This window comes from Sinosporangium album (assembly GCF_900100605.1).
Classification (GTDB): domain Bacteria; phylum Actinomycetota; class Actinomycetes; order Streptosporangiales; family Streptosporangiaceae; genus Sinosporangium; species Sinosporangium album.
This window is the reverse complement of record NZ_FNCN01000002.1, coordinates 350344-370552: the sequence shown is the minus strand read 5'-3', so window position 1 is coordinate 370552 and position 20209 is coordinate 350344. Positions and strand designations below refer to the sequence as shown.

The 20209-nt window shown below is 68.5% G+C and carries 17 protein-coding genes and 1 pseudogene; 6 read left to right on the top strand and 12 right to left on the bottom strand.

Going from position 1 to position 20209, the window contains the following annotated elements:
• Positions 1–72: 72 nt before the first annotated feature.
• The 3 genes from BLQ73_RS03330 to BLQ73_RS03320 form a co-directional block, all read right to left on the bottom strand.
• Complete coding sequence (locus BLQ73_RS03330) at positions 73–3573, bottom strand: serine/threonine-protein kinase (protein WP_176955249.1); 3501 nt, start codon at positions 3571–3573, stop codon at positions 73–75.
• A gap of 331 nt (positions 3574–3904) precedes the next feature.
• Positions 3905–5266, bottom strand: a complete 1362-nt coding sequence (glnA, locus tag BLQ73_RS03325; protein WP_093168068.1) for a type I glutamate--ammonia ligase — start codon at positions 5264–5266, stop codon at positions 3905–3907.
• Between the two features lie 226 nt (positions 5267–5492).
• Positions 5493–6461, bottom strand: coding sequence for an ArsR/SmtB family transcription factor (locus BLQ73_RS03320; RefSeq protein WP_245690758.1), 969 nt, complete (start codon positions 6459–6461; stop codon positions 5493–5495).
• A 142-nt stretch (positions 6462–6603) separates the two neighbouring features.
• Here BLQ73_RS03320 and BLQ73_RS03315 point away from each other — a divergent pair, with 142 nt between their 5' ends.
• Both BLQ73_RS03315 and BLQ73_RS03310 read left to right on the top strand, forming a co-directional pair.
• A complete protein-coding gene (locus BLQ73_RS03315) occupies positions 6604–7884 on the top strand; it encodes an MDR family MFS transporter (RefSeq protein WP_176955248.1) in 1281 nt (426 codons plus the stop codon).
• A 5-nt stretch (positions 7885–7889) separates the two neighbouring features.
• Positions 7890–9671 (top strand): NAD+ synthase, encoded by a 1782-nt coding sequence (locus BLQ73_RS03310; protein ID WP_093168199.1) that lies wholly within the window; start codon positions 7890–7892, stop codon positions 9669–9671.
• A 39-nt stretch (positions 9672–9710) separates the two neighbouring features.
• Here BLQ73_RS03310 and BLQ73_RS03305 read toward each other — a convergent pair whose 3' ends face one another.
• Both BLQ73_RS03305 and BLQ73_RS03300 read right to left on the bottom strand, forming a co-directional pair.
• Positions 9711–10385 (bottom strand): TetR/AcrR family transcriptional regulator, encoded by a 675-nt coding sequence (locus BLQ73_RS03305; RefSeq protein ID WP_093168066.1) that lies wholly within the window; start codon positions 10383–10385, stop codon positions 9711–9713.
• 7 nt (positions 10386–10392) lie between these two features.
• The gene (locus BLQ73_RS03300) at positions 10393–12006 is read right to left on the bottom strand and encodes an MFS transporter (RefSeq protein ID WP_093168064.1); all 1614 of its coding nucleotides are present in this window, start codon (positions 12004–12006) and stop codon (positions 10393–10395) included.
• Positions 12007–12216: 210 nt separating this feature from the next.
• Between BLQ73_RS03300 and panB the strand changes: the two genes are divergently transcribed.
• Positions 12217–13074, top strand: coding sequence for a 3-methyl-2-oxobutanoate hydroxymethyltransferase (panB, locus tag BLQ73_RS03295; RefSeq protein ID WP_093168062.1), 858 nt, complete (start codon positions 12217–12219; stop codon positions 13072–13074).
• Positions 13075–13153: 79 nt separating this feature from the next.
• On the opposite strand, the gene BLQ73_RS03290 is transcribed toward panB, so the two are convergent.
• Together BLQ73_RS03290 and BLQ73_RS03285 are read right to left on the bottom strand one after the other, a co-directional pair.
• Positions 13154–14317 (bottom strand): serine hydrolase domain-containing protein, encoded by a 1164-nt coding sequence (locus tag BLQ73_RS03290; RefSeq protein WP_245690757.1) that lies wholly within the window; start codon positions 14315–14317, stop codon positions 13154–13156.
• Between the two features lie 190 nt (positions 14318–14507).
• On the bottom strand, positions 14508–14774 hold the full coding sequence (locus tag BLQ73_RS03285) for an FxLD family lanthipeptide (protein ID WP_218125593.1): 267 nt from the start codon (positions 14772–14774) through the stop codon (positions 14508–14510).
• Between the two features lie 149 nt (positions 14775–14923).
• Here BLQ73_RS03285 and BLQ73_RS34895 point away from each other — a divergent pair, with 149 nt between their 5' ends.
• Positions 14924–15313 carry an NUDIX domain-containing protein gene (locus tag BLQ73_RS34895; protein WP_093168058.1) on the top strand — a complete coding sequence of 130 codons (390 nt, stop codon included), beginning with the start codon at positions 14924–14926 and terminating at the stop codon, positions 15311–15313.
• Positions 15314–15422: 109 nt separating this feature from the next.
• On the opposite strand, the gene BLQ73_RS03275 is transcribed toward BLQ73_RS34895, so the two are convergent.
• Positions 15423–16673 carry a serine hydrolase domain-containing protein gene (locus tag BLQ73_RS03275; RefSeq protein ID WP_093168056.1) on the bottom strand — a complete coding sequence of 417 codons (1251 nt, stop codon included), beginning with the start codon at positions 16671–16673 and terminating at the stop codon, positions 15423–15425.
• A 74-nt stretch (positions 16674–16747) separates the two neighbouring features.
• Here BLQ73_RS03275 and BLQ73_RS03270 point away from each other — a divergent pair.
• Positions 16748–17020 (top strand): annotated as a pseudogene (locus BLQ73_RS03270) (transposase); the annotation flags it as partial.
• On the top strand, positions 16929–17438 hold the full coding sequence (locus BLQ73_RS33795; protein WP_338056590.1) for a transposase family protein: 510 nt from the start codon (positions 16929–16931) through the stop codon (positions 17436–17438). The pseudogene BLQ73_RS03270 and the gene BLQ73_RS33795, both read left to right, overlap by 92 nt.
• Here the strand turns inward: BLQ73_RS33795 and BLQ73_RS03260 are convergent.
• The 4 genes from BLQ73_RS03260 to BLQ73_RS03245 all read right to left on the bottom strand — a co-directional run bounded on the left by BLQ73_RS03260 (position 17406) and on the right by BLQ73_RS03245 (position 20206).
• Positions 17406–17891 carry a Clp protease N-terminal domain-containing protein gene (locus tag BLQ73_RS03260; RefSeq protein WP_093168054.1) on the bottom strand — a complete coding sequence of 162 codons (486 nt, stop codon included), beginning with the start codon at positions 17889–17891 and terminating at the stop codon, positions 17406–17408. The genes BLQ73_RS33795 and BLQ73_RS03260 overlap by 33 nt on opposite strands.
• A 162-nt stretch (positions 17892–18053) precedes the next feature.
• Positions 18054–18854, bottom strand: a complete 801-nt coding sequence (locus BLQ73_RS03255) for a protein kinase (RefSeq protein ID WP_245690755.1) — start codon at positions 18852–18854, stop codon at positions 18054–18056.
• A 12-nt stretch (positions 18855–18866) separates the two neighbouring features.
• Complete coding sequence (locus BLQ73_RS03250; RefSeq protein WP_245690754.1) at positions 18867–19727, bottom strand: radical SAM/SPASM domain-containing protein; 861 nt, start codon at positions 19725–19727, stop codon at positions 18867–18869.
• A gap of 275 nt (positions 19728–20002) precedes the next feature.
• On the bottom strand, positions 20003–20206 hold the full coding sequence (locus tag BLQ73_RS03245; protein WP_093168195.1) for a DUF397 domain-containing protein: 204 nt from the start codon (positions 20204–20206) through the stop codon (positions 20003–20005).
• Positions 20207–20209: the final 3 nt, after the last annotated feature.

The window sequence follows — 20209 nt, the reverse complement described above, 5'->3', positions numbered from 1 at the left end:
TGAGATAGGCGCCGATTTTACCCGAGGGCATCGCGTCCGCCGTGCTCGCATGGCACTTCAGCCCTGCGAGTCTCACGTAGCGTCACGAGCATCAGCGCAGATGTCACGATAGGGGGCCTCGGGCACGTGGCGCTGCCAATCAGCCTCACTGAACCCGCCTCCGGCCCGTTCGCACACCGCCCGGGCCGCCCGCGCCGGGTCGACGATGTGGGAGGTGAGCGCTCCCCCAGCACTGAGAACATGCAGCGCTCCGGCGTCCGCCGCGATCGTGTTGTCCTGCTCCGGCAGCGGAATGGTCGCCAAGGTGCGGCCGGTGTCCACATCCCACAGCTGGGCCTTGTTCCCCATGGCCACCGCCAGAGTGCGCCCGTCGTCCAGGAACACCGCCGACTCGACCTCGTGGTCACCGGGCCTCGTCACCCTACGGCCCTGCGGTTTCCACGAGGCCGTGTCCCACAGGTCGACGGTCTTGCGGTCGGGCAGCACGACGACCTTGCCGTCCCCGCGGAACGCCAGCGGCCCCATCCCCCTGGTGAGAGGCGCATGCCCACCAGGCCACGGCATGACCCGAGCGGACCGGGTGTCGACCATGACGGCGTGGGGGTCCAGCGGGGTGAGCAGCCGGCTCCCGTCGGGGCTGAAGGCCAGTTCGGAGCCTCCGGCATCCTTCACCGACCTGCCTTGACGCGTGCGGGTGTTCCACAGCTCCACGGTGGTGGGCGCGGCTCCGTCCCCCACCATCATCTCGGACACGGCCAGAGTGACTCCGTCCGAGGCGAACGCCATGCCCGCGACACCCTCCATATCCCGCTTCAGCAGCGGGAACGCCCCTGTGACCCTCCCGGCGGCCGTATCGATCAAGACCACTTCGGGCCTGCCCCTCGTGCGGAATCCCCCTACCGCGAGCACCCGTCCATCCGGGCTCAAAGCCATGGCGTTGACACCGTTGGCCATTCTGGTCACCCGTACGGCGGGGCCCGCCGGTCTGCCCGCGGCGGTGAGGAACGTCGACACCGTGCCCTTGTACTCCAGCGCCACCGCGCCGCCGCCCGCGGCCATCGCGACGCTGCCCGGTGTACCTCGCGGGGAGAGCATCGCGGCGGCCCGCGGAATCCGCAGCGACACGACGCTGCCCCCCAGGCGCGACACGTGGACGAGCCGTCCGTCGTCGCTGAACCTGGGACGGGCGATATCGTCGGCGTCGACCGGCTGCCGCAGCACCTCCATGCCGTCGGAAGTGCGCATCACAGTGATCTCCGTGGCCGACGCGAGCGCGAGGAGCGTCCCGTCGTGGCTGAGCGCGATGTTACTGCCGGGCTCGACGGAGATCTCCTCCAGTTCGGTCCGCTTGGACATGTCCCACAGCCGTACGGTGTCGTCACGCTGTTCGTCGTATTCCTCCAGCACCGCGTAGACCCGGCCGTCGCCGCTGAACACCGCCTGAGAGCTCAGGAGCTTCGGCAATGAGCCCGGCACGGCGGCCCCCGTCGTGGTGTCCCACCAGCGGGTGGCATCCCCCGACGACGCGAGCGCGAGCCGTCCGTCAGGACTGACGGCCATCGTGGTCAGACCGCCCGGCGCCACCAGTTCCCTGCGGTCGGAGACCCGCCACACAGGCCCCGACTGTCTTTGCTCGGACAGGATCAGGTATCTCCCGGACGCGTCAAACTCGATCGGCTCGAAATACACCGGGTTCGCCCCCGGCCCGAACCTCTTCCCCATCGGGCGGCCCTCGACCACGTCCCACAGCCGGACCCCCGTGGTGTGGTGCAGCGCCAGCACCGCCCCCTTCGGGGACAGCGCCGCCGCCATGACGTCGGAGCCGACGTCCCTCAGCACCGCGCGCTCACGGCCGCTCGCCACGTCCCACACGCGGGCCGTGCCGTCGGCGACGCCCACCATGGCGGTGCCGTCCGTGCTCAGCGCCTGCACCGCCGCGGGTGTCCCGGGCGCGGTGAACACCGAGGCGACCGGCTGGGCGAGAGAGCCGTACAACGCGCCGCGGATCTCCGGCTGCGACGCGTCCGGCGCGATCGCCCACGCCGCCGCGCTCAACCGCATCGCGACCACGGGGGCGTCGTCACGCATCGTCTCCGCGCGCAGCGCCAGCGACCGCGCCACCGCGAGGTCGCGCTGCGCCGCCGACTCCCGCCGCTGCACCTCGACCAGCCCCCCGGCCGCCATCGCCACCACCAGCAGCCCGGCCAGCACCGCCGTCACCAGCCTCCGTTTACGCGCCCGCCCGCGTACGGCGGAAGCCCCCGCGGACAGGAACCGGGTCTCCAGCGCGTTCAGGTTCACGTGCCGCCGGCCCGTCGCGGCCCACTCCGTGGCCTGCTCCAACGCCGTCCCCTGGTAGAGGTCACCCAGTTTGCGGCCGTGCTCGTCCCACAGGCCCGCCGCCTCGGTCAGCCTGCGGTGGATCGGCAGCCCGTCCCGCTCGGCCTCCACCCACTCCGCGAGCCGAGGCCAGGCCCGCAGCAGCGCCACCCCCGTCGGCCGTACCCCGTCCTCCTCGTGGACGAGCAGCCCCGCCCGCGTGAACGCGTCGACCACCCCGCTGATCGACATGGGGTCGGCCGTGCTCAACTCCGCGATCCCCGTACGGCGGATGCCGTCCGCGCCCGCGTCCCCCGGCGCCACCATCCGCAGCATGACATCGGGCACGACCGCCTGCTCCGCGGGCGCCAGCCCCGCGTACACACTCTCGGCGACCTCCCCCAGCTCGGGGGTGCGCGCCCCCGACAGTTCCGGCAGCGGCAACGCCGCCGCCGCGGCCGCGCCCTCCCGGAGCAGATGCCCCGGCTCGGCCTTCCCGCCGGCACCGCCGCCCGAGAGCAGGCCGAACAGCACCTGAGCCGCCGTGGGACGCCGCGCCGCGTCCTTGGCGAGCGCTGCGGCGGCGAGAGCGGCGAGCGGCTCGGGAAGCACCGACACGTCCGGCTCCACGGCGAGCACCTTGTGCAGCACCGCCCCCACACTGGAGGCGTCGAACGGGCTGCTGCCCGTCGCCGCGAACACCACCACCGCGCCCCACGCGAACACGTCGGCGGGCTGCCCGACCTCCGCGTCCGTCAACGCCTCCGGCGACAGATACGCGGGAGTGCCCGCCACCTGGGCGGGGAGCGTGAGCGACATCTCCTTCGTGCGGGCGATACCGAAGTCGATGACCCGCGGCCCATCCGGCCCCAGCAGCACATTGTCCGGCTTGAGGTCTCGGTGCACGACCCCCGCCTCGTGAATCGCCGTCAACGCCGTCGCCATCGCCGTGGCCAGCCGGATCAACCGGTCCCCGGAGAAGACCCCGCCTTCCTCCACCGCCCGAGCCAGGCTCGGGCCGTCGACATACTCGCTCACGATGAACGGCCGCTCACCGGCCACATCGGCCGCGATCAGCCGTGCCGTACAGAACGACGCCACCCGCCCCGCCGCCGTCACCTCCCGCTTCACCCGCGACGCCACCTCCGGGTGCAGCACCTTCAACGCGACCCGGCGCCCCGCCTCGTCGTACGCCTCATAAACAACCCCCTGCCCGCCCTCCCCCACACGAGAGGCCAGCACATAGCCGCCCAACCGTTCAGGATCACCAGGTGCCAGTGCGCCGCGAACCACAAGACTCTCCCGGGAACATCACTCAATGCCGTGACTCCCTTCGACGCCTGAACCCCCCGGAAAGTTCAAAGCAACTCCCGAGTAAAGCAAGAGCGCCCACCGGTTGCCCTGTGCCTGGTCGTCCGGGATCCGGCCGCGGCGGCAGACGTCGCGACGAACGTGTGCGACGGCATGATGACCGTGGTCCATGCATTGGCGACCTTCGCCGGTCTTCTCCGCTGACCTTTGTCGTGGAAGCGGGGCGGCCCCTGCGCAAGGTGGGCCGCCCCTCGATTCTCTCCGCAGCCCGCGGTTACAGGACCGGGAGGTAGCGGCCGAGTTCGAACTCGGTGACCTGGCGGCGGTATTCGCCCCATTCGGTGCGCTTGTTGCGGAGGAAGTAGTCGAAGACGTGCTCGCCGAGGGTTTCGGCGACGAGTTCGCTGCGTTCCATGGCGCTGATGGCCTCGTCGAGGCTCTGGGGCAGGGGTTTGATGCCGAGGGCGCGGCGTTCGGCGCTGGTGAGGGCCCAGACGTCGTCTTCGGCGCCGGGCGGCATCTCGTAGCCTTCCTCGATGCCTTTGAGGCCGGCGGCGAGGATGACGGCGAAGGCGAGGTAGGGGTTGCAGGCGGAGTCGAGCGAGCGGAACTCGATGCGGGTGGAGTTGCCCTTGTGGGGTTTGTACATGGGGACGCGGACGAGGGCGGAGCGGTTGTTGTGGCCCCAGGAGATGTAGCTGGGGGCTTCGCCGCCGGCGCCGGCTATGGCCTCGGAGCCACCCCACAGGCGCTTGTAGGAGTTGACCCACTGGTTGCAGACGGCGGTGATCTCGGCGGCGTGCTTGAGGAGGCCGCCGATGAAGGAGCGGCCGATCTTGGAGAGCTGGTAGTCGGCGCCGGGCTCGTAGAAGGCGTTGCGGTCGCCTTCGAACAGGGACATGTGGGTGTGCATGCCGGAGCCGGGGTGCTGGGTGAAGGGCTTGGGCATGAAGGAGGCCCAGATGCCCTGTTCGAGGGCGACTTCCTTCATGACGAGCCGGAAGGTCATGATGTTGTCGGCCGTGGTGAGGGCGTCGGCGTAGCGGAGGTCGATCTCCTGCTGGCCCGGGGCGCCCTCATGGTGGCTGAATTCGACGGAGATACCCATGGCTTCGAGCATCATGATGGCGTTGCGCCGGAAGTCGTGCCCGGAGCTGTGCGGGGTGTGGTCGAAGTAGCCGCCGGGGTCGATGGGCTCGGGCCGCTCGCTGCCGTTGGGGCGGTTCTTGAGGAGGAAGAACTCGATCTCGGGGTGGGTGTAGAAGGTGAACCCCATGTCGGCGGCCCTGGCGAGGGTGCGCTTGAGCACCCAGCGCGGGTCGGCGTGGGAGGGCGATCCGTCGGGCATGAGGATGTCGCAGAAGATGCGCGCCGCGCCCGGCGTCTCGCTGCGCCACGGCAGCACCTGGAAGGTCGATGGATCGGGTTTGGCCAGCATGTCCGACTCGTAGACGCGGGCGAACCCTTCGATCGCCGAGCCGTCGAAGCCGATGCCCTCGGCGAATGCGCCTTCCAGCTCAGCAGGGGCGATGGCCACCGATTTCAGGAATCCGAGGACATCGGTGAACCACAGTCGGATGAACCGGATGTCGCGCTCTTCGAGCGTGCGCAGCACGAACTCCTGCTGGCGGTCCAAGGCAACTCCTTCACTTACTGCCGCGTCATGATCGACGCCTTTGTCGCCCTCGGCCTGCGGCAGACATATCTGGCCAGATTCCAGTCTGCCCGAACCTTGTTTCGCTCACGTTACGGCCGGTTGAGCAGGAGCGACGGTCAAGCGCACGTAGATTCGCTGAAAAATGCGGATGCATGCACGTCGGGTAGGTGTGCTTATGCGTTACGTGTCCCCTGACCGGAACCGGTCACGACGCGCACACGAGGGCGTCGCCCACCGGGGTACGCCGGTAGACGACCTCGCGGCCGATCCTGCGCCTGGCAACGAGGCCGCCGTCGGCGAGGACACCGAGGTGCTGGCTGATCGCGCTCGGGGTGAGGGAGAACCTGCGGGCGAGCGCGGTCGTCGAGGCCGGTTCGGCGAGGGCGGTGAGGACGCGCGCCCGGGTACGGCCGAGCAAGGCGGCGAGGGCCTCCGGGGCGGGCGGGGGCTCGTCGAACCAGAGGGTGCCGATGCCGCGCGCCGGATAGGCCAGCATGGGCTGGTACGGATGGACCACGGCGGCCACCTCCGGCCACCGGAAGGCGGTGGGCACCAGCAGCAGGCCCTTGCCGGCGAGGTCGCCGGTGTGGTTCCAGCGCCGCACGACGCGCAGCCGGTCGCCGCGCCAGGTGACGTCGGGGTTGAGGTCGGCGAACAGCTCGCGGGCGCCCCCGCTGGCGAGCCGCCGCGAACGCCACAGCACGTCGGCCTCCAGCAGCCCGTAGACGCGCGGCCAGTGGTCGGCGAAGATCTCGTCCCAGTAGGTCCGCAACCCGGCGACGACCCTTTCGATGCTGCCCCGCGGGTCGGTGCGGAACCGTTCGGTGACGGGCGAGCCGGGCCCGGTGGCCTCGGCGACCTCCTCGGCGACGAGGTCGGGGGGCGCGTGCCGTACGAGGTCGAGGTCGGTCTCGAAGTCGGGCACGGGGGTGATGGGAGGCGGGGTGATGAAGTCGGGCACGTAGCCTTCGACCGGGATGAGGTGCAGCAGCTCCCCCAGGCCGAGGGCGGCGACGCGCGGGCGTACGGCGCGCACGAAGGGCAGGTGGACGGAGTGCCTGGCCGGGTCCCGCAGGGCGCGGAGGCTGAAGACCGCTTCCCAGAGCGGGGAGAACGCGAAGCGGATGCGCGCCACATCCTCGGTGCCGAAAACCCACTCGACGGTCACACTCACCCCCACTACGGGGCTATTTAGCCACATCACCTGGAACCAGCCATCACCCGGGTCGTATCACCTCTCACCAGCCCCGATAGGGAACATTTAGCCCTGCCTAAACGGTTCGCACTCCTCCGGCCTTGTGAAGGAATCTGGGCGTGTGTCCCAGACGATCACCTCGAAACCCTCCTTCCTCGCGTCCAGAGTCGGCGGCCTGCCCAGGACCTTCTGGGTTCTGTGGAGCGGCAGCCTGCTGAACCGCCTCGGCACCATGGTCGAGCCGTTCATCGGCGTCTACTTGACGCAGGCCCGGGGCTACTCCCTGGCCGTCGCGGGCATGGTGATGGCGGTGTTCGGCGCGGGCGCGCTGCTGTCGCAGCCCATCGGCGGCTGGCTGGCCGACCGGGTCGGGCGCAGGGCGACGCTGACGGGCGGCATGCTGGCCTCGGCCGCCGGCATGCTGGCGCTCGGCTACAGCACCTCGCTGCCGGGGATCGTGGCGGCGATGTTCGTGGTGGGTCTCGCCCTGGACGCCTACCGGCCCGCGTCGCAGGCGCTGGTGGCCGACATCGTGTCGTCGGCCGACCGGCCCAGGGCGTACGGCCTGCTGTTCTGGGCCATCAACATGGGATTCGCGGTGTCGATGACGGCGGGCGGCTTCCTCGCCCAGAGCGGCATCCTCTGGCTGTTCTGGATCAATGCCGTCGCCTCCACCGCCTTCGGGGTGCTGGTGTGGCTCGCGGTCCCCGAGACCCGGACGACTGCGGCAACGCAGCGCGGCGGTTTCGGTCATGTGCTGCGCGATCGGCTGATGGTGGTGTTCGTCCTGCTCTCGCTGGGTTACACCATGCTCTACAGCCAGGCGTTCAGCACCTTGCCGCTCGCCATGCTGGGCTCGGGCCTCACCACCGCGCAGTACGGCGTGGCCATGGCGATCAACGGACTGCTCATCGTGATCGTGCAGCCGATCATCAACCCCTGGCTGGCGCGGCGCGACCCCAGCCTCGTGCTGGCCACCGGCATGGCCGTGGTCGGGGTGGGCTTCGCGCTCCACGCATTCATGTCCACCATGACGGGATATCTCATCGCGATCGTCATCTGGACGGCCGGCGAGGTCGTCACGGCGGGCATCGCGGGCGCCATCGTCGCCACGCTGGCCCCGCCGCATCTGCGCGGCCGTTACATGGGCCTGTACGGCTTCGCCTGGTCGGGTTCCGCCCTCATCGCGCCGCTGCTCGGCACGTGGCTGCTGTCGATCGGCCCGGTGGTGCTGTGGCTCACGATGGGCTCGCTGGGCGTGCTGGCCGCCGCGGGCCAGCTCGCCATCGCACCCGCCGTACGGCGACGCGCCGGGCCGGCCCTGGCCGATCCCGCTGACCGGCACACCGGGGTGGAGCCGATCACCCAGGCGCGGACACCCGGCGGAGCCGGACTAGGGTGAATGCCGTGGCTCAACTGCGCATCGCCCTCGCCCAGACCAACCCGGCCGTCGGCGACCTGGCGGGCAACGCCGCCAAGCTCGCCGACTGGACCCGCCGCGCCGCCGACCGGGGCGCGCACCTCGTCGTGTTCACCGAGATGTTCCTCACCGGCTACCCGGTGGAGGATCTCGTGCTGCGCACCTCGTTCGTGGACGCCTCGATCGCGGCACTCGACGACGTCGCTGCGCGCCTCGCCGCCGAAGGGCTCGGCGAGCTGCCGGTCGTGGTGGGATACGTCGACCGGGCCGGCCTCGCGCCGCGCGTCGGGCAGCCGAAGGGCGCCCCGCTCGACGCAGCCGCCGTGCTGCACGGGGGCCGGGTCGTGATGCGCACCGCCAAGCACCACCTGCCCAACTACGGCGTGTTCGATGAATACCGCTACTTCGTGCGCGGTGACCGGCTGCCGGTGTTCCGCCTGCACGGCGTCGATGTGGCCGTCGCGGTCTGCGAAGACCTGTGGCAGGACGGCGGCCCGGTGGCGGTCGCCCGGCGGGCGGGCGCCGGCCTGCTCGTGGTACCGAACGCCTCGCCGTACGAGCGGGAGAAGGACGACGTACGGCTGGCGCTCGTGACCCGCAGGGCCGCCGAGGCGGGCTGCGCCCTGGCCTACGCCAACCAGGTCGGCGGCCAGGACGAGCTGGTGTTCGACGGCGACTCGATCGTGGCGGGCGCCGACGGCGCGCTGATCGCGCGGGCCGCGCAGTTCGGCGAGGAGCTGCTCGTCGCCGACCTGGAGCTGCCGCTCGCCGACGCGGCGCCGCGGCCGGCCGAGGAGTCGTTCGACGCGGGCGACGGCACGACGATCACCGTGGAGAGGCTGACGCTGTCCGAGGAGCCGGTGCCCGCCTACGCGCCCGAGCCGAGCCCGGTCGCGCCGCGGCTGTCCGATCCGGCGGAGGTCTACTCGGCGCTGGTGCTCGGGGTTCGCGACTACGTGGGCAAGAACGGCTTCAGCTCGGTCATCCTCGGCCTGTCCGGCGGAATCGACTCGGCGCTGACGGCCACCATCGCCTCCGACGCGATCGGCCCGGAGCGGGTCTACGGGATTCTCATGCCGTCGACGCACTCGTCGGAGCACTCGGTCGACGACGCCAAGGAGCTGGTGGACCGGCAGGGCATCAATGCGCGGACCGTCCCGATCGAGGGGATGGTCACGGCGTTCGAGAAGGAGATCGCCCTGTCGGGCCTGGCCGCGGAGAACCTCCAGGCGCGCGTGCGCGGCATGATCTTGATGAGTCTGTCCAACGAGCACGGCCACCTGGTGCTGACCACGGGCAACAAGAGCGAGGTGGCCACCGGCTATTCGACGCTCTACGGCGACTCGGCAGGCGGATACGCCCCGATCAAGGACGTTCCGAAGACGATGGTCTGGGAGCTCTCCCGGTGGCGCAACGCCCAGGTGGGCACGGTGTCGGAGTTCCTCTGCGACTTCGACCGGCCGCCGGTGCCGGAGAATTCCATCACCAAGGAGCCGAGTGCGGAGCTGCGTCCCGACCAGCGTGACACCGACTCGCTGCCGCCGTACGACGTGCTGGACCGGCTGCTCGACGACTACGTCGAACAGGACATGGGCAAGGGCGAGCTGATCGCCGCCGGCCACGACCCGGCGCTGGTGACGCGGGTCATCCGCCTGGTGGACGGCGCCGAGTACAAGCGCCGCCAGTATCCCCCGGGGCCGAAGATCACCCCGAAGAACTTCGGGCGGGACCGGCGGCTGCCGATCACCAACCGGTGGCGGGAGAGCTGACCCCTCCCGCCCGGTCGTCAAGGATCGCCAAGCATCGCGTCAGGCGTCTTCGGGCCTCTTCAGGGACGTCGAGGCGGCACCGAGGGGGCGGATGCCGTCGAGCACCATGTCGACGATGCGGGCGGGCAGCTCCTCCCGCTCCACGTAATGCCGGTGGATCCACCGGGTCTGCCACATCATGGTGCCGCTGAACATCGCCATGGCGAGATCGACGTCGCAGTCGGGGCGGATCACCCCGGTCGCGATGCCGCGCTCGAACACCGCCCGCATGGCCGCGCGCCTGGGCTCGATGGCCGCCTGCTGGAAGCGCATGGCGATCTCGGGGTTGCGCTCGGCCTCGCTCAGCGCGATGTTCATGATGCAGCGGGCGCGCGTCTGCTTGCCCTCCTCCATGATCACTGTCAGATAGGTGATCAGGTCGTCGCGGACCGAGACGCCCTCGATCGGCGGCATCGGCGCCTTCAACGTGGTGAGCGCGTCGACGATGAGGTCCTCCTTGCGCGCCCACCGGCGGTAGATCGTGGTCTTGCCGACGCCTGCCCGCGCGGCCACGGCCTCCATGGACAGGGCGGAGACGCCGAGACCCTCGCCGATCAGGTCGAGGGTGGCCTCGATGATCGCCTGTTCGGCCTTCGCACTGCGCGGGCGGCCCGCGGGGCGCGCGGCTCCGGCCGGGGGCTCCGCCTGGGCTGTCGTCGTCTGCGTGCTTCTCATGAGGGACTCACACTTTAGCCGGTTTCTTGTCCAGGGCGGCTCCGGAACGCGGTGCCGCAGCGGCCTTACCGGGCATCCACTTCGCCACGACCAAGGTTCCGACCAGCGCCACGCCGCCCGCTATGAGCGCGGCGACGTGCATGCCCTGGATGAACGCGGCGTCGGCCGCCTCCACCAGCGCCGCGCCCTGGGCGCCGAGGCCCTCGGCCACGCCGTGCGTGGCGGTGATCGACTCGCCCGCGGCGTGACGGAGGTGCTCGGGGACGGCGGTCAGCGACGGCGCGATCTGGTCGCGGTAGACGGCGGACAGCACCGAGCCGAGTACGGCGACGCCCAGGGCCCCGCCGATCTGCCGGACGGTGTTGCTCATGGCCGACCCCACCCCGGCCTTCTCCCTGGGGATCGACTGCATGATCGTCGTGGTGGCCGGGGGCATGATGTTCGCCATCGCGGCGCCCTGCACGAACGACAGGACCAGGACCATCCACACCGGTGTGTCGAGCTGGATGAGGGCGTGGGCCGCCAGGGTGAGGCTCACGACGAACAGGCTGACGGTGGCCACGATCTTGCCGCCGAAGCGCTCCACCATGCGGGCCGACAGCGGCCCCAGGACGACCTGCGCCACCGCGAACGGCAGCACCAGCGCCCCGGCTTCCAGCGCGCTGAAGCCCCTGGCCATCTGCCAGTAGAAGGCCAGGAAGAACATCACGCCCATCATCGCGAAGAAGACCAGCGCCGTGGTGCTGACCGCGGTGGCGAAGGCGGGGACGCGGAAGTAGCGCACGTCGAAGGCGGGGTGGTCGCTGCGCCGCTCGTGCAGCACGAACAGGACGAGCACCACGACGCCCACCAGGGTCGGCAGCCACACCTCCAGGTGGGTGAAGCTCGCCAGTTCGCCGCCGCGGATAATGCCGTAGACCAGGGCCACCAGTCCGATGATCGACAGCAGGACGCCCACCGGGTCGAGCTTGAGTGAGGCGGACTCCTTGGACTCCGGCACCAGGAAAGCGATCAGAAGAACGCCGATCACGACGACCGGCACGTTGACCAGGAAGACCGAACCCCACCAGAAGTACTCAAGCAGGACCCCGCCGGTGATCGGGCCGATCGCCATGGCCAGGCCGACGCCACCCGCCCAGATGCCGATGGCCTTACCGCGCTCACGCGGCGGAAAGACGTTGGAGATGATCGCCAGGGTGGCCGGCATGATGGCCGCGCCGCCGATGCCCATGATCGCGCGAGCCACGATGAGCTGCATCGGGTCCTGGGCGTAGGCGCTGGCCAGCGAGGACAGGCCGAACACCACCAGACCGATCAGCAGCATGCGCTTGCGGCCGTGTCTGTCGCCCAGCAGGCCGAAGGTGAACAGCAGGCCCGCGAAGACCAGTGTGTAGGAGTTGATGGCCCACTCGAGCTCGCTCTGCGTCGTGCCCAATCCCTCGACCGGGTCGGCGATCGTCTTCAGCGCGACGTTGAGGATCGTGTTGTCGAGGACCACGGCGAGCAGGCTGAAGACCAGCACGGCCAGGATGGCCCATCGGCGGGGGTGACCGTCGACCTCGGCCGCGGCGGCGGGGGACGACGGGGCGTCACTGGGTGGCAAGGGAGCCTGCTCTCTCATGGGGCCTAGATTACGATACGCAACAGTACCGTTTCGATATCCGCCAACGGTACACCGGGGTGCCGATTCAGGGCGCGAAAGCCGTACGGCACCGCCAAGGCGGCCGGAATGAGAGCGCGGGCGCGGGGTGTTCTCCTGAACGGCAACATGCCATCATCGGAAACGTCCGGGGACGCCACAGGGGCGCCTCGAGGCTTGGAGGGATCCACGATGACCTCTGCGTTTTCCGCTGCCGTCTCAACCCCGCCGTCGACGCTGTACGGGGGACAAGGCGGGCGGCGGGTCACCGTACGCGATGTGTCGGCTGCCAAGGCGCGCGGCGAGAAGTGGCCCATGGTCACCGCCTACGACGCCATGACGGCCAAGGTCTTCGACGAGGCCGGCATCCCCGTGCTGCTCGTCGGCGACTCCGCGGCCATGGTCGTGTACGGCTACGACTCCACGCTGCCCGTCTCCGTCGACGACCTCATCCCCCTCACCGCCGCCGTCGTGCGCGGATCCACCCGCGCGATGGTCGTCGCCGACCTCCCGTTCGCCTCCTACCAGGCGTCCCCCGAGCAGGCCCTCGCCTCCGCGGCCCGCTTCATGAAGGAGGCCGGGGCGCACGCCGTCAAACTGGAAGGCGGCAGGCGCATCCTCCCGCAGGTCGAGACCCTCGTCTCAGCAGGCGTCCCCGTCATGGCCCACCTCGGGCTCACCCCGCAGTCCGTCAACGTCTTCGGCGGCTACCGCGTGCAGGGCCGCGGCCAGTCGGGCGACGAGCTCATGGCCGACGCCAAAGCCCTCGAACACGCCGGCGCCTTCGCCGTCGTCCTCGAATGCGTCCCCGCCGACCTCGCCGAACGCATCACCGCGTCCCTGTCCATCCCCACCGTCGGCATCGGCGCCGGCCCCTCCTGCGACGCCCAAGTGCTCGTCTGGCAGGACCTCATGGGGCTCAATCCCAGGCCCGCCAAGTTCGTCAAGCGATACTCCGACCTGGCCGGCGAGATGACCCACGCCGTCCAGAGCTTCGCCGCCGAAGTCGCCAACGGCGCCTTCCCGGCACCGGAACACACCTACCAGTAACCCCGGCCCAGCAACCCCGGCCACGCCTTACGCGAGCGGTGCGCGGGCCCACCCGCGCACCGCTCGCCGTCTGCGCCGATCAGAAGAACTTCGAGGTGAGATCGGCCGTCGGCCAGGTGGTGACCGCCGCGGCGGCGTCGTAGAGCAGCGGGTCGATCACGTCGAAGTCGGGGGTGCCCTCCTCCTCGCGGCGGTTGAAGATCGCGCAGTAGCTGACCCCGGCGCTCGTCCTCCCGGCGAAGCTGAACGTGCCGGGTATCGAGCCGCTGTGCCACGTGTTGAAGCCGCTCCCGCTCTTACGCACCCACCAGCCTCCGCCGTACCACGATCCGCTGCTCGTCGTCCCGGTCTCGGGCACGGCCAGCAGCCGGTTGATCGAGGTACCGTTGAGCACCGGCCCCGCCTTGTCGAAGATCATATCGAACTTCACCACGTCGACGGCGGAAGCCAGCCAGCCGCCGGTCGAGTCGTAGTTAGGCAGGTTGAACCCGCCGTAGGGATACGGCACCACCGCACCTGACGCGTCGACCACACTCTTGGCCGTATAGCGCGAGTGGTAGTCGACCTCGGTGGGCGCGGCCTGGCTCTTCAGGCTCTTACCAATGCGCATGCGGGTGATGCGCACCGGGGCGAAAAGCTTCTGCTTGACGTAGGACTCGTAGCTCATGCCGGAGACCTTCTCGATGATGCGCCCCAGCAGCAGGTAGCCGTAGTTGCTGTAGACCATCTTGGACCCCGGCGTGAAATCCAGCCGCCGAGCCGTCATATAACGCATGATCTGCGCATGGCCGATGGGCAGCGCCACCCCCAGCGACGACGCGATCGCGTGGTCGATCCAGAGGGGGTCCTTCGACACCCCCAAGTCCCAACCGCCCAGGTGCTGCATCAACCGCAGCACCGTCACCTGCTTCAACCGCGCATCCGCCGAAGCCGACAGCCCCAGCAGCGTCGTCACCGGAGCCGACAGCGAAAGCCTGCCCTCCTGCACCAACCGCATGATCGCCGCCGCCGTCACATGCTTGCTCAGACTCGCGATCCGGAACAGCGACGTCGGCTCCACCACCGCCTGCTGTTTCCCGTCCGCCCCCGTGGTGTAGGTGCCGTAGCTCCTCACCATGAGGATCTTGCCCTTACGCGCCACCGCGAGCTGCGCACCGCCGATCGAGCGTTCCCTCATGAACGTCCGCATCATGGTGTCGAAACCCTTGAGACCGGCCGGCACGGTCCCTCTCGACACCGGCATCGCCCTCGTGCCCGCGGGTGCCGGGCGATCCGCTAACGCTAACGCCGGAACGACCCCGGCCCCCACCTGCAGAACACGCCGACGTGTAATCCCCGTCTGACCGAACACCACAGCAACCCCCGTTGCCTCAAACGACACATGGAGTTACGTATCTTAGGGATCGCCGCGCTTCTGTGGGTATTTCCTGACTTCACCAACTTCGCCGGAGCCCCGAACCCCCTCGCCATGAGGCCCCCGGCTGTGGTCCGCGTGGCAGGCGGCGCACCGGCGGTGTGGAGGTCTCAGACCGGGTCACCCAAGGCCGAGGTGCAGCGGTGCCCTCGCAAGTGCTACCGCAGTTGTCGCTGGTGCTGCGCAGCAGACCGGCCACAGGCTGCGCGGCCTCGACCACACGCACGTCGAGGATGAACTCCTCTTCGAGCGCCCCAATGCCCGCTTGGCGTTGAGCCGTTGCCATGTGGATCACTCCTTCTCGATGAGGTAGTGCACAACGCCCTGACCTGCCGCCGCATGTGCGGAGGACCAGAGATGACGACCCGAACATGCCGTTTGGACACCACGCGTCCTTCCGGCAGGTGTTCATCGGCGGTGCTGGCCGGGTAGGCGGTGATACGCGGCCCCGGCCCTTCGCGATGGTCGCGGTTCCACACGCGAACCTCTTCAGCCAGTCATGCGAAGGCCTTGGCGTTCCACGCGGGTGCGATAGCGTGTGGCTGCTCGCAACATATCGCCGCAGCGGGGAGCACGGGTGTGGTCGAACCAGCCGAGACCTTTCGACCTCATGTGGGTGTGCACCTGACCCTCATCCAGGACGGCAAGGTTCTGCTGCTGTTGCGCGCGAACACCGGGTTCGCCGATGGTTCCTGGTCGGTGCCAGGTGGATGCGTTGACGCCGGCGAAACCCTCCCTGAGGGCGCGGCCCGCGAGGCTCGCGAAGAACTCGGCGCGTGGCAAGGGCCCATCCAACGGCCGTGTCTTCAGAGGAGATCTGTCTGACCAGGGTGGCAGCAGAGAGTCGATCAGGTCCGCTGAGTTCGCTGCCGTCACGCGGGGAGCGCACGAAGCTTGGGGCCGAGATGCCTAAGCCCCGTGCGCTCCTTTGTGGTCAGAAGTATTGCGGGGTGAGGTCGGTGGTGGGCCAGGTGGTTATCGAGCTCGCGGCCTGGCCGAGTGCGGCGTCGATCGCGCCGAAATCGGGGGCTGCGCCTTCCTGGCGGCGGTTGAAGATGGCGCAGTAGCTGATGCCGTTGTGGAGGCGGGCGATGAAGCTGTAGGTGCCGGGCATCGAGCCGTCGTGCCACGTGTTGCGGCCGGAGCCTTGGGGGCGGATGAACCAGCCTCCGCCATACCACCAGCCGCCGCTGGTGACGCCGGTTTCGGGGACGGCGAAGATGCGGTTGAGGGAGGTCTGGTCGAGGACGGGGCCGGGAGCGTCGAAGACGGTGGCGAATTTGATGAGGTCGACGGCTGAGCCGAGCCAGCCGCCGTTGGCGTCCTGGTTGGGCATGTTGAAGCCGCCGTAGGGGTACGGCACGACCGCGCCGGAGGCGTTGGCGACGCTGGTGTTGGTGTAGGTCGAGTCGTATTCGACTTCGGTGGCGGCGGCCTCGGTTTTGAGGCTGCGACCGAGCCGCATGCGGGAGACGCTGACGGGGGTCAGGAGGTTCTGCTGGACGTAAGCCTCGTAGCTGAGGCCGGAGACCTGCTCGATGATGCGCCCCAGCAGCATGTAGCCGTAGTTGCTGTAGACCATTTTCGACCCGGGGGTGAAGTCGAGGGGACGGTCGGTCGTGTAGCTGATGATGTCGGCGTGGTCGATGGGCAGGGGCACTCCAAGGTTCGCGGCGATGGTGTGGTCGTACCACAGGGGGTCGTAGGTGAGGTCTCTGTCCCAGCCGCCGAGGTGATGCATGAGGCGCATTACGGTGACCTGCGCGAGCCTGGGGTCTGCGGGGGTGGAGAGGCCGAGTGCGGTGGTGACGGGGGTATGAAGGTCGAGGTGGCCGTCTTGGACCAGGCGCATGACGGCTGCGGCGGTGATGTGCTTTCCCGCGCTCGCGATGCGGAACAGCGAGGTCGGCTGGACGAGGGTGGAAACGGCATAGGAGCCGTATCCGCGTGCGAGGAGGATTGTGCCGTGGCGCGCGACGGCGAGCTGTGCGCATCCGATGTTGCGTGGGGCGATGTAGTTTTTCATCGCGTCGTCGAATGCCTGGAGTTCGGGTGGCACGGTTCCGGTGACGGGTGGGGTTGACTGCGCCTGCGCGGGACGCACCCCGAGGGCCAGAGCGGGAATGGCTCCCACTCCTACTTGGAGCAGTCGACGGCGTGTAAGGCCGGGCGTACCGATTGCCACGAGCGCCCCCTAAAAGACTAATGGCGGAAGATCTGCATCTTACGGATCTTCCGCCCGACTACGCCGACTCTCGCGGGCGGGCTCTGATCGATTGGGACCTGTACCTGCCCGAAGACCCCTGGATCGCCGACGGGGAGCGGTGCGCGGCGGCGGAGATCCACTCCGGGGCGGGGTTCCGCACCAAGCCGCAACTGCTTCAGGCGATGATCGAACGCGCGATCGCCGCCGGTGTGCCGTTCGCGTGGGTCACCGCCGATGAGGCCTACGGCGATAACGGGCCATTGCTCCGTTTCTTGGAACAAACAGCTCGGCTACGCAAGGGGTTCGGACTACGCGGCCCTGCCGGACGGTGCCCACCGCATGCTCGGGCAAGGGCCACCGGCATGCCGGCAGCCTTCAGGCACTGTCGGCACCCGGCGGGCTCCCCTGTGGGTCGCCGACGTCGAGCCGGGCTCGGTCCACGACCTGGCGGGCATCTGCGTGCACACACCGATAAAGCAACCCGTGGGAAACCAGCCCCTCAGCCCGGACAACCGCACTTACAACCAATTCCTGCGCGGCCTGCGCAGTCTCGGCGAACGCGGGTTCTCCCTGCTCAAAGGCCATTGGAGGATCTTTCAGCACATCACGGCGAGTCCAAGCGCAATCGGCGACATCGCCGGCGCGGCTCTGGGCCTGACCCCATTTCGAGACAGCCGGCTACCAGAAACTCGCCGAGATCACCTCACTGTATCAATTCCATCCTGGGGGTACCGGTCCCTGTAGCACCGTAATGATTTGTTGGCGGATGCGATGAATGTTCACTCCTAGGCTCGTCAAGATATGTACTGCAGCGCTTTGACCTTCTCGGAGGAGGCCAAGTAGGAGGTGTTCGGTACCGACATAGCGGTGGCTAAGTTCGAATGCCTCGCGGCGTGATAGATGTAGTACATGCCTGGCGCTAGGCGTAAACATGATAACGCCTGTTGGCAAGCATTCGCCGTAGTCGATCTGCTGCTCCAATTGATTGGAGACGTCCTGCGACTGTACACCTAATGTGGCAAGTGCATGCAGAGCAACGCCTGCGTTCAATTGAGTCATACCCAGTAAAATATGCTCCGCAGAGGCGGAGTTATGGCGATGTGCCGCCGCCTCTTCTTTCGCTAGGCTGAGAACCTGGGTTGCGCGCTCGGTGAGTAGGCGCTCCAAGGGCTGGCGCAGGACTTTCTTTCTCCGCATGATGCAGCTCCCTGCAGACAGTACTCGACTGCTATCTGAATAGTAAGCCACTACACTTCATATGCGTATAATTCATATGAGGCCGAGCTGGTTTGGGCGCCGACGATATGCGCCGAAGAGGCATTGACGTGGGTAATTCCTGCGAGGCATTTCCGCATTGACCTAACCGACCACGGCGACGCCTCGATGGTCTGCCCATCGCATGGCCGCCTCGGACATCTCGACCAGCCACTCCGCACCGGGCCTGCGGTCGGCGGCACGCCGGTACATGCGCGCTGTGGCGACCGCGAATGCATCGACCGCTTTGCGGTCTGCCTTCTCCCAGGACGCGCAGCCGGCCGCCCATGATTCGGCCGATCGCGCGTTGTGCCCGGCGGCCACCAACTGCACAACGAGACAGGCCGGGTCGATCCACGCCGCCCCTCGGGTCGGCCACGACCAATCCACTGCCCACGCGTCCCGCCTTCCGATCAGCAGGTTGCCGGGATTGATATCGGTGTAAAGCAGCGCCCGCCCCTGGAACAGAGCGGCGGCCCCCAGGTCGGCGAAGCGGTCCCAGCGGGTCTCCGGCCAGCCCTCGACAACCTCAGGCAGGGGCAGGGCGCCAATCCGGTTGAGGATGCCGACGACCGCAGGCAGGTCCGGTGAGTCCGGTGCGAAGTCCGCCGGCCGCCCCTCAACGGCCTCGAACCCCAGCGCGATCCATGCGTTGTCCTCGACCTGCCACCGCACAGCCGGAGATAGAGGCACGGCGAATGGGTTGATCAGCGCCTCCCGGATCAGGGAGTCACGGCGCCCACCGGGCCGGTTCGGCACCGCCTTGACGAAAAACTGCCCCTTGTCGCACTCGACCAGGACCGTGGTTGCCGAGTTGTAGCCGCCAGCGGCGGGCCGCACATCGGTCACGTCCCCGGTGTGCGGGCGGATCAGCTCCATGAACTCCGGCACGCGAACGTCGTCCACAGGTCCCTCTCTTTACCTTCTGGGGCTGCATCCGCTGCCGGGGAAACCCGGACTGCACTCGTCGTCGTCGCCGTCCGACTCGTCCTCATCCGGCCCGCACGCGACCTGGATCGCCGAGTTTGCGCGGGCCATCTCGGCGCTGTGCAGGATATCGGCCAGCGAGGTGTCGCGGACGTCACCCACACGCATCCAGGTCGAGAACACGCACGGGGACACCTTGCCGTCCGGGCCGACCGAAGCCGCACCGGTACCGCATCGGCCGCACAGACGGGCGGCATCCGGGGACTGGCCCCCAGCAGCTCGCCCGAAGGGCCGCACCCGGCTGACATGGACGGCGGTTACACCAAGGGCCTCCATCTCCCGCCGCGCACTGCCTGTGCGCTGCCCCTCATGGACCGCCACGATTGCAACCCGAAGGACGATCCCAAGCTTTACGGCCTTGCCGATGTTCGCAAGCGTCCTCGCATGGCTGCGGCGACCTGTGATCGCGTCATGCTCGGCGGCATCGTCGGAGTAATAGGAGGTGGCGACGGAGACCCCGTCGCGTTGGAACAGCTCCCACCAGCCTGCGGCGACGTGGACCAGGTTGCTGAAGATCTCAGTCTGAAGCCCGAGGTCGAGCGCGTGGCTGACCAGTTCGGCGGCATCCGGGTGCATGGTCACCTCGCCTCCGATGAATCGGACCTCACCGACGCCGGAGGCCTTGGCCTGATCCAGGACACTGATCCAGTTCTGTCGGCTCATCGTGCCGTGGGTGCCCTCAGCCTTTGAATCGTTCAGGCAGTGGACGCAGTTGAGCTGGCACTTTCGGGTCAGGTCCACCCACAGGAGGCGCAGGGCGGTGTGTTCGGCCGGTTCGAGAACTGCGGTCACGACAACCTCCATTGAGCGGTTCTGTCCGGAAAGGACGTTGAGGGGCAGGGCCCGGCACCACGAGCAGCACACTAGTAATCGAGCTTCACTTCTGATCCAGAACTCGTCAAGGCCTCTAGTCAGGAGGTAGTCCAGCTATGGGCGAAGCAGATGTTCTGGAGACGTCGACGCTGTCGATGATGCGTACCCGCTGGGGGGTGACAAGGGGCGCACGGGATGGCACACATCGGAAGCGCTGTCGGCGACGACACTTCCAGTCGCAAAGCCCGGGCCTCCTACCCGAGGTCGAACTCGCCCTTCTTCACTCCGCCCACAAACGCTTTCCACTCGTCGGGGGAGAAAACCAGGACCGCTCCGCCGGGATTCTTGCTGTCACGGACAGCGACAACGCCGGAGATATTGCGGGCCACCTCGACACAGTTGCCACCGTTGTCTCCGCTGCGCGAGCTCTTCTGCCACTGGGCGCCAGAGAGATCCATATT

Bases quoted from the DNA above. Each gene is read 5' to 3' on its own strand.
- BLQ73_RS03305 (WP_093168066.1), bottom strand. From the start codon at position 10,385: ATGAGAAGCACGCAGACGACGACAGCCCAGGCGGAGCCCCCGGCCGGA.
- BLQ73_RS03300 (WP_093168064.1), bottom strand. From the start codon at position 12,006: ATGAGAGAGCAGGCTCCCTTGCCACCCAGTGACGCCCCGTCGTCCCCC.
- panB (WP_093168062.1), top strand. From the start codon at position 12,217: ATGACCTCTGCGTTTTCCGCTGCCGTCTCAACCCCGCCGTCGACGCTG.
- BLQ73_RS03290 (WP_245690757.1), bottom strand. From the start codon at position 14,317: ATGCCGGTGTCGAGAGGGACCGTGCCGGCCGGTCTCAAGGGTTTCGAC.
- BLQ73_RS03285 (WP_218125593.1), bottom strand. From the start codon at position 14,774: ATGGCAACGGCTCAACGCCAAGCGGGCATTGGGGCGCTCGAAGAGGAG.
- BLQ73_RS33795 (WP_338056590.1), top strand. From the start codon at position 16,929: ATGAGGCCTACGGCGATAACGGGCCATTGCTCCGTTTCTTGGAACAAA.
- BLQ73_RS03260 (WP_093168054.1), bottom strand. From the start codon at position 17,891: ATGCGGAGAAAGAAAGTCCTGCGCCAGCCCTTGGAGCGCCTACTCACC.
- BLQ73_RS03245 (WP_093168195.1), bottom strand. From the start codon at position 20,206: ATGGATCTCTCTGGCGCCCAGTGGCAGAAGAGCTCGCGCAGCGGAGAC.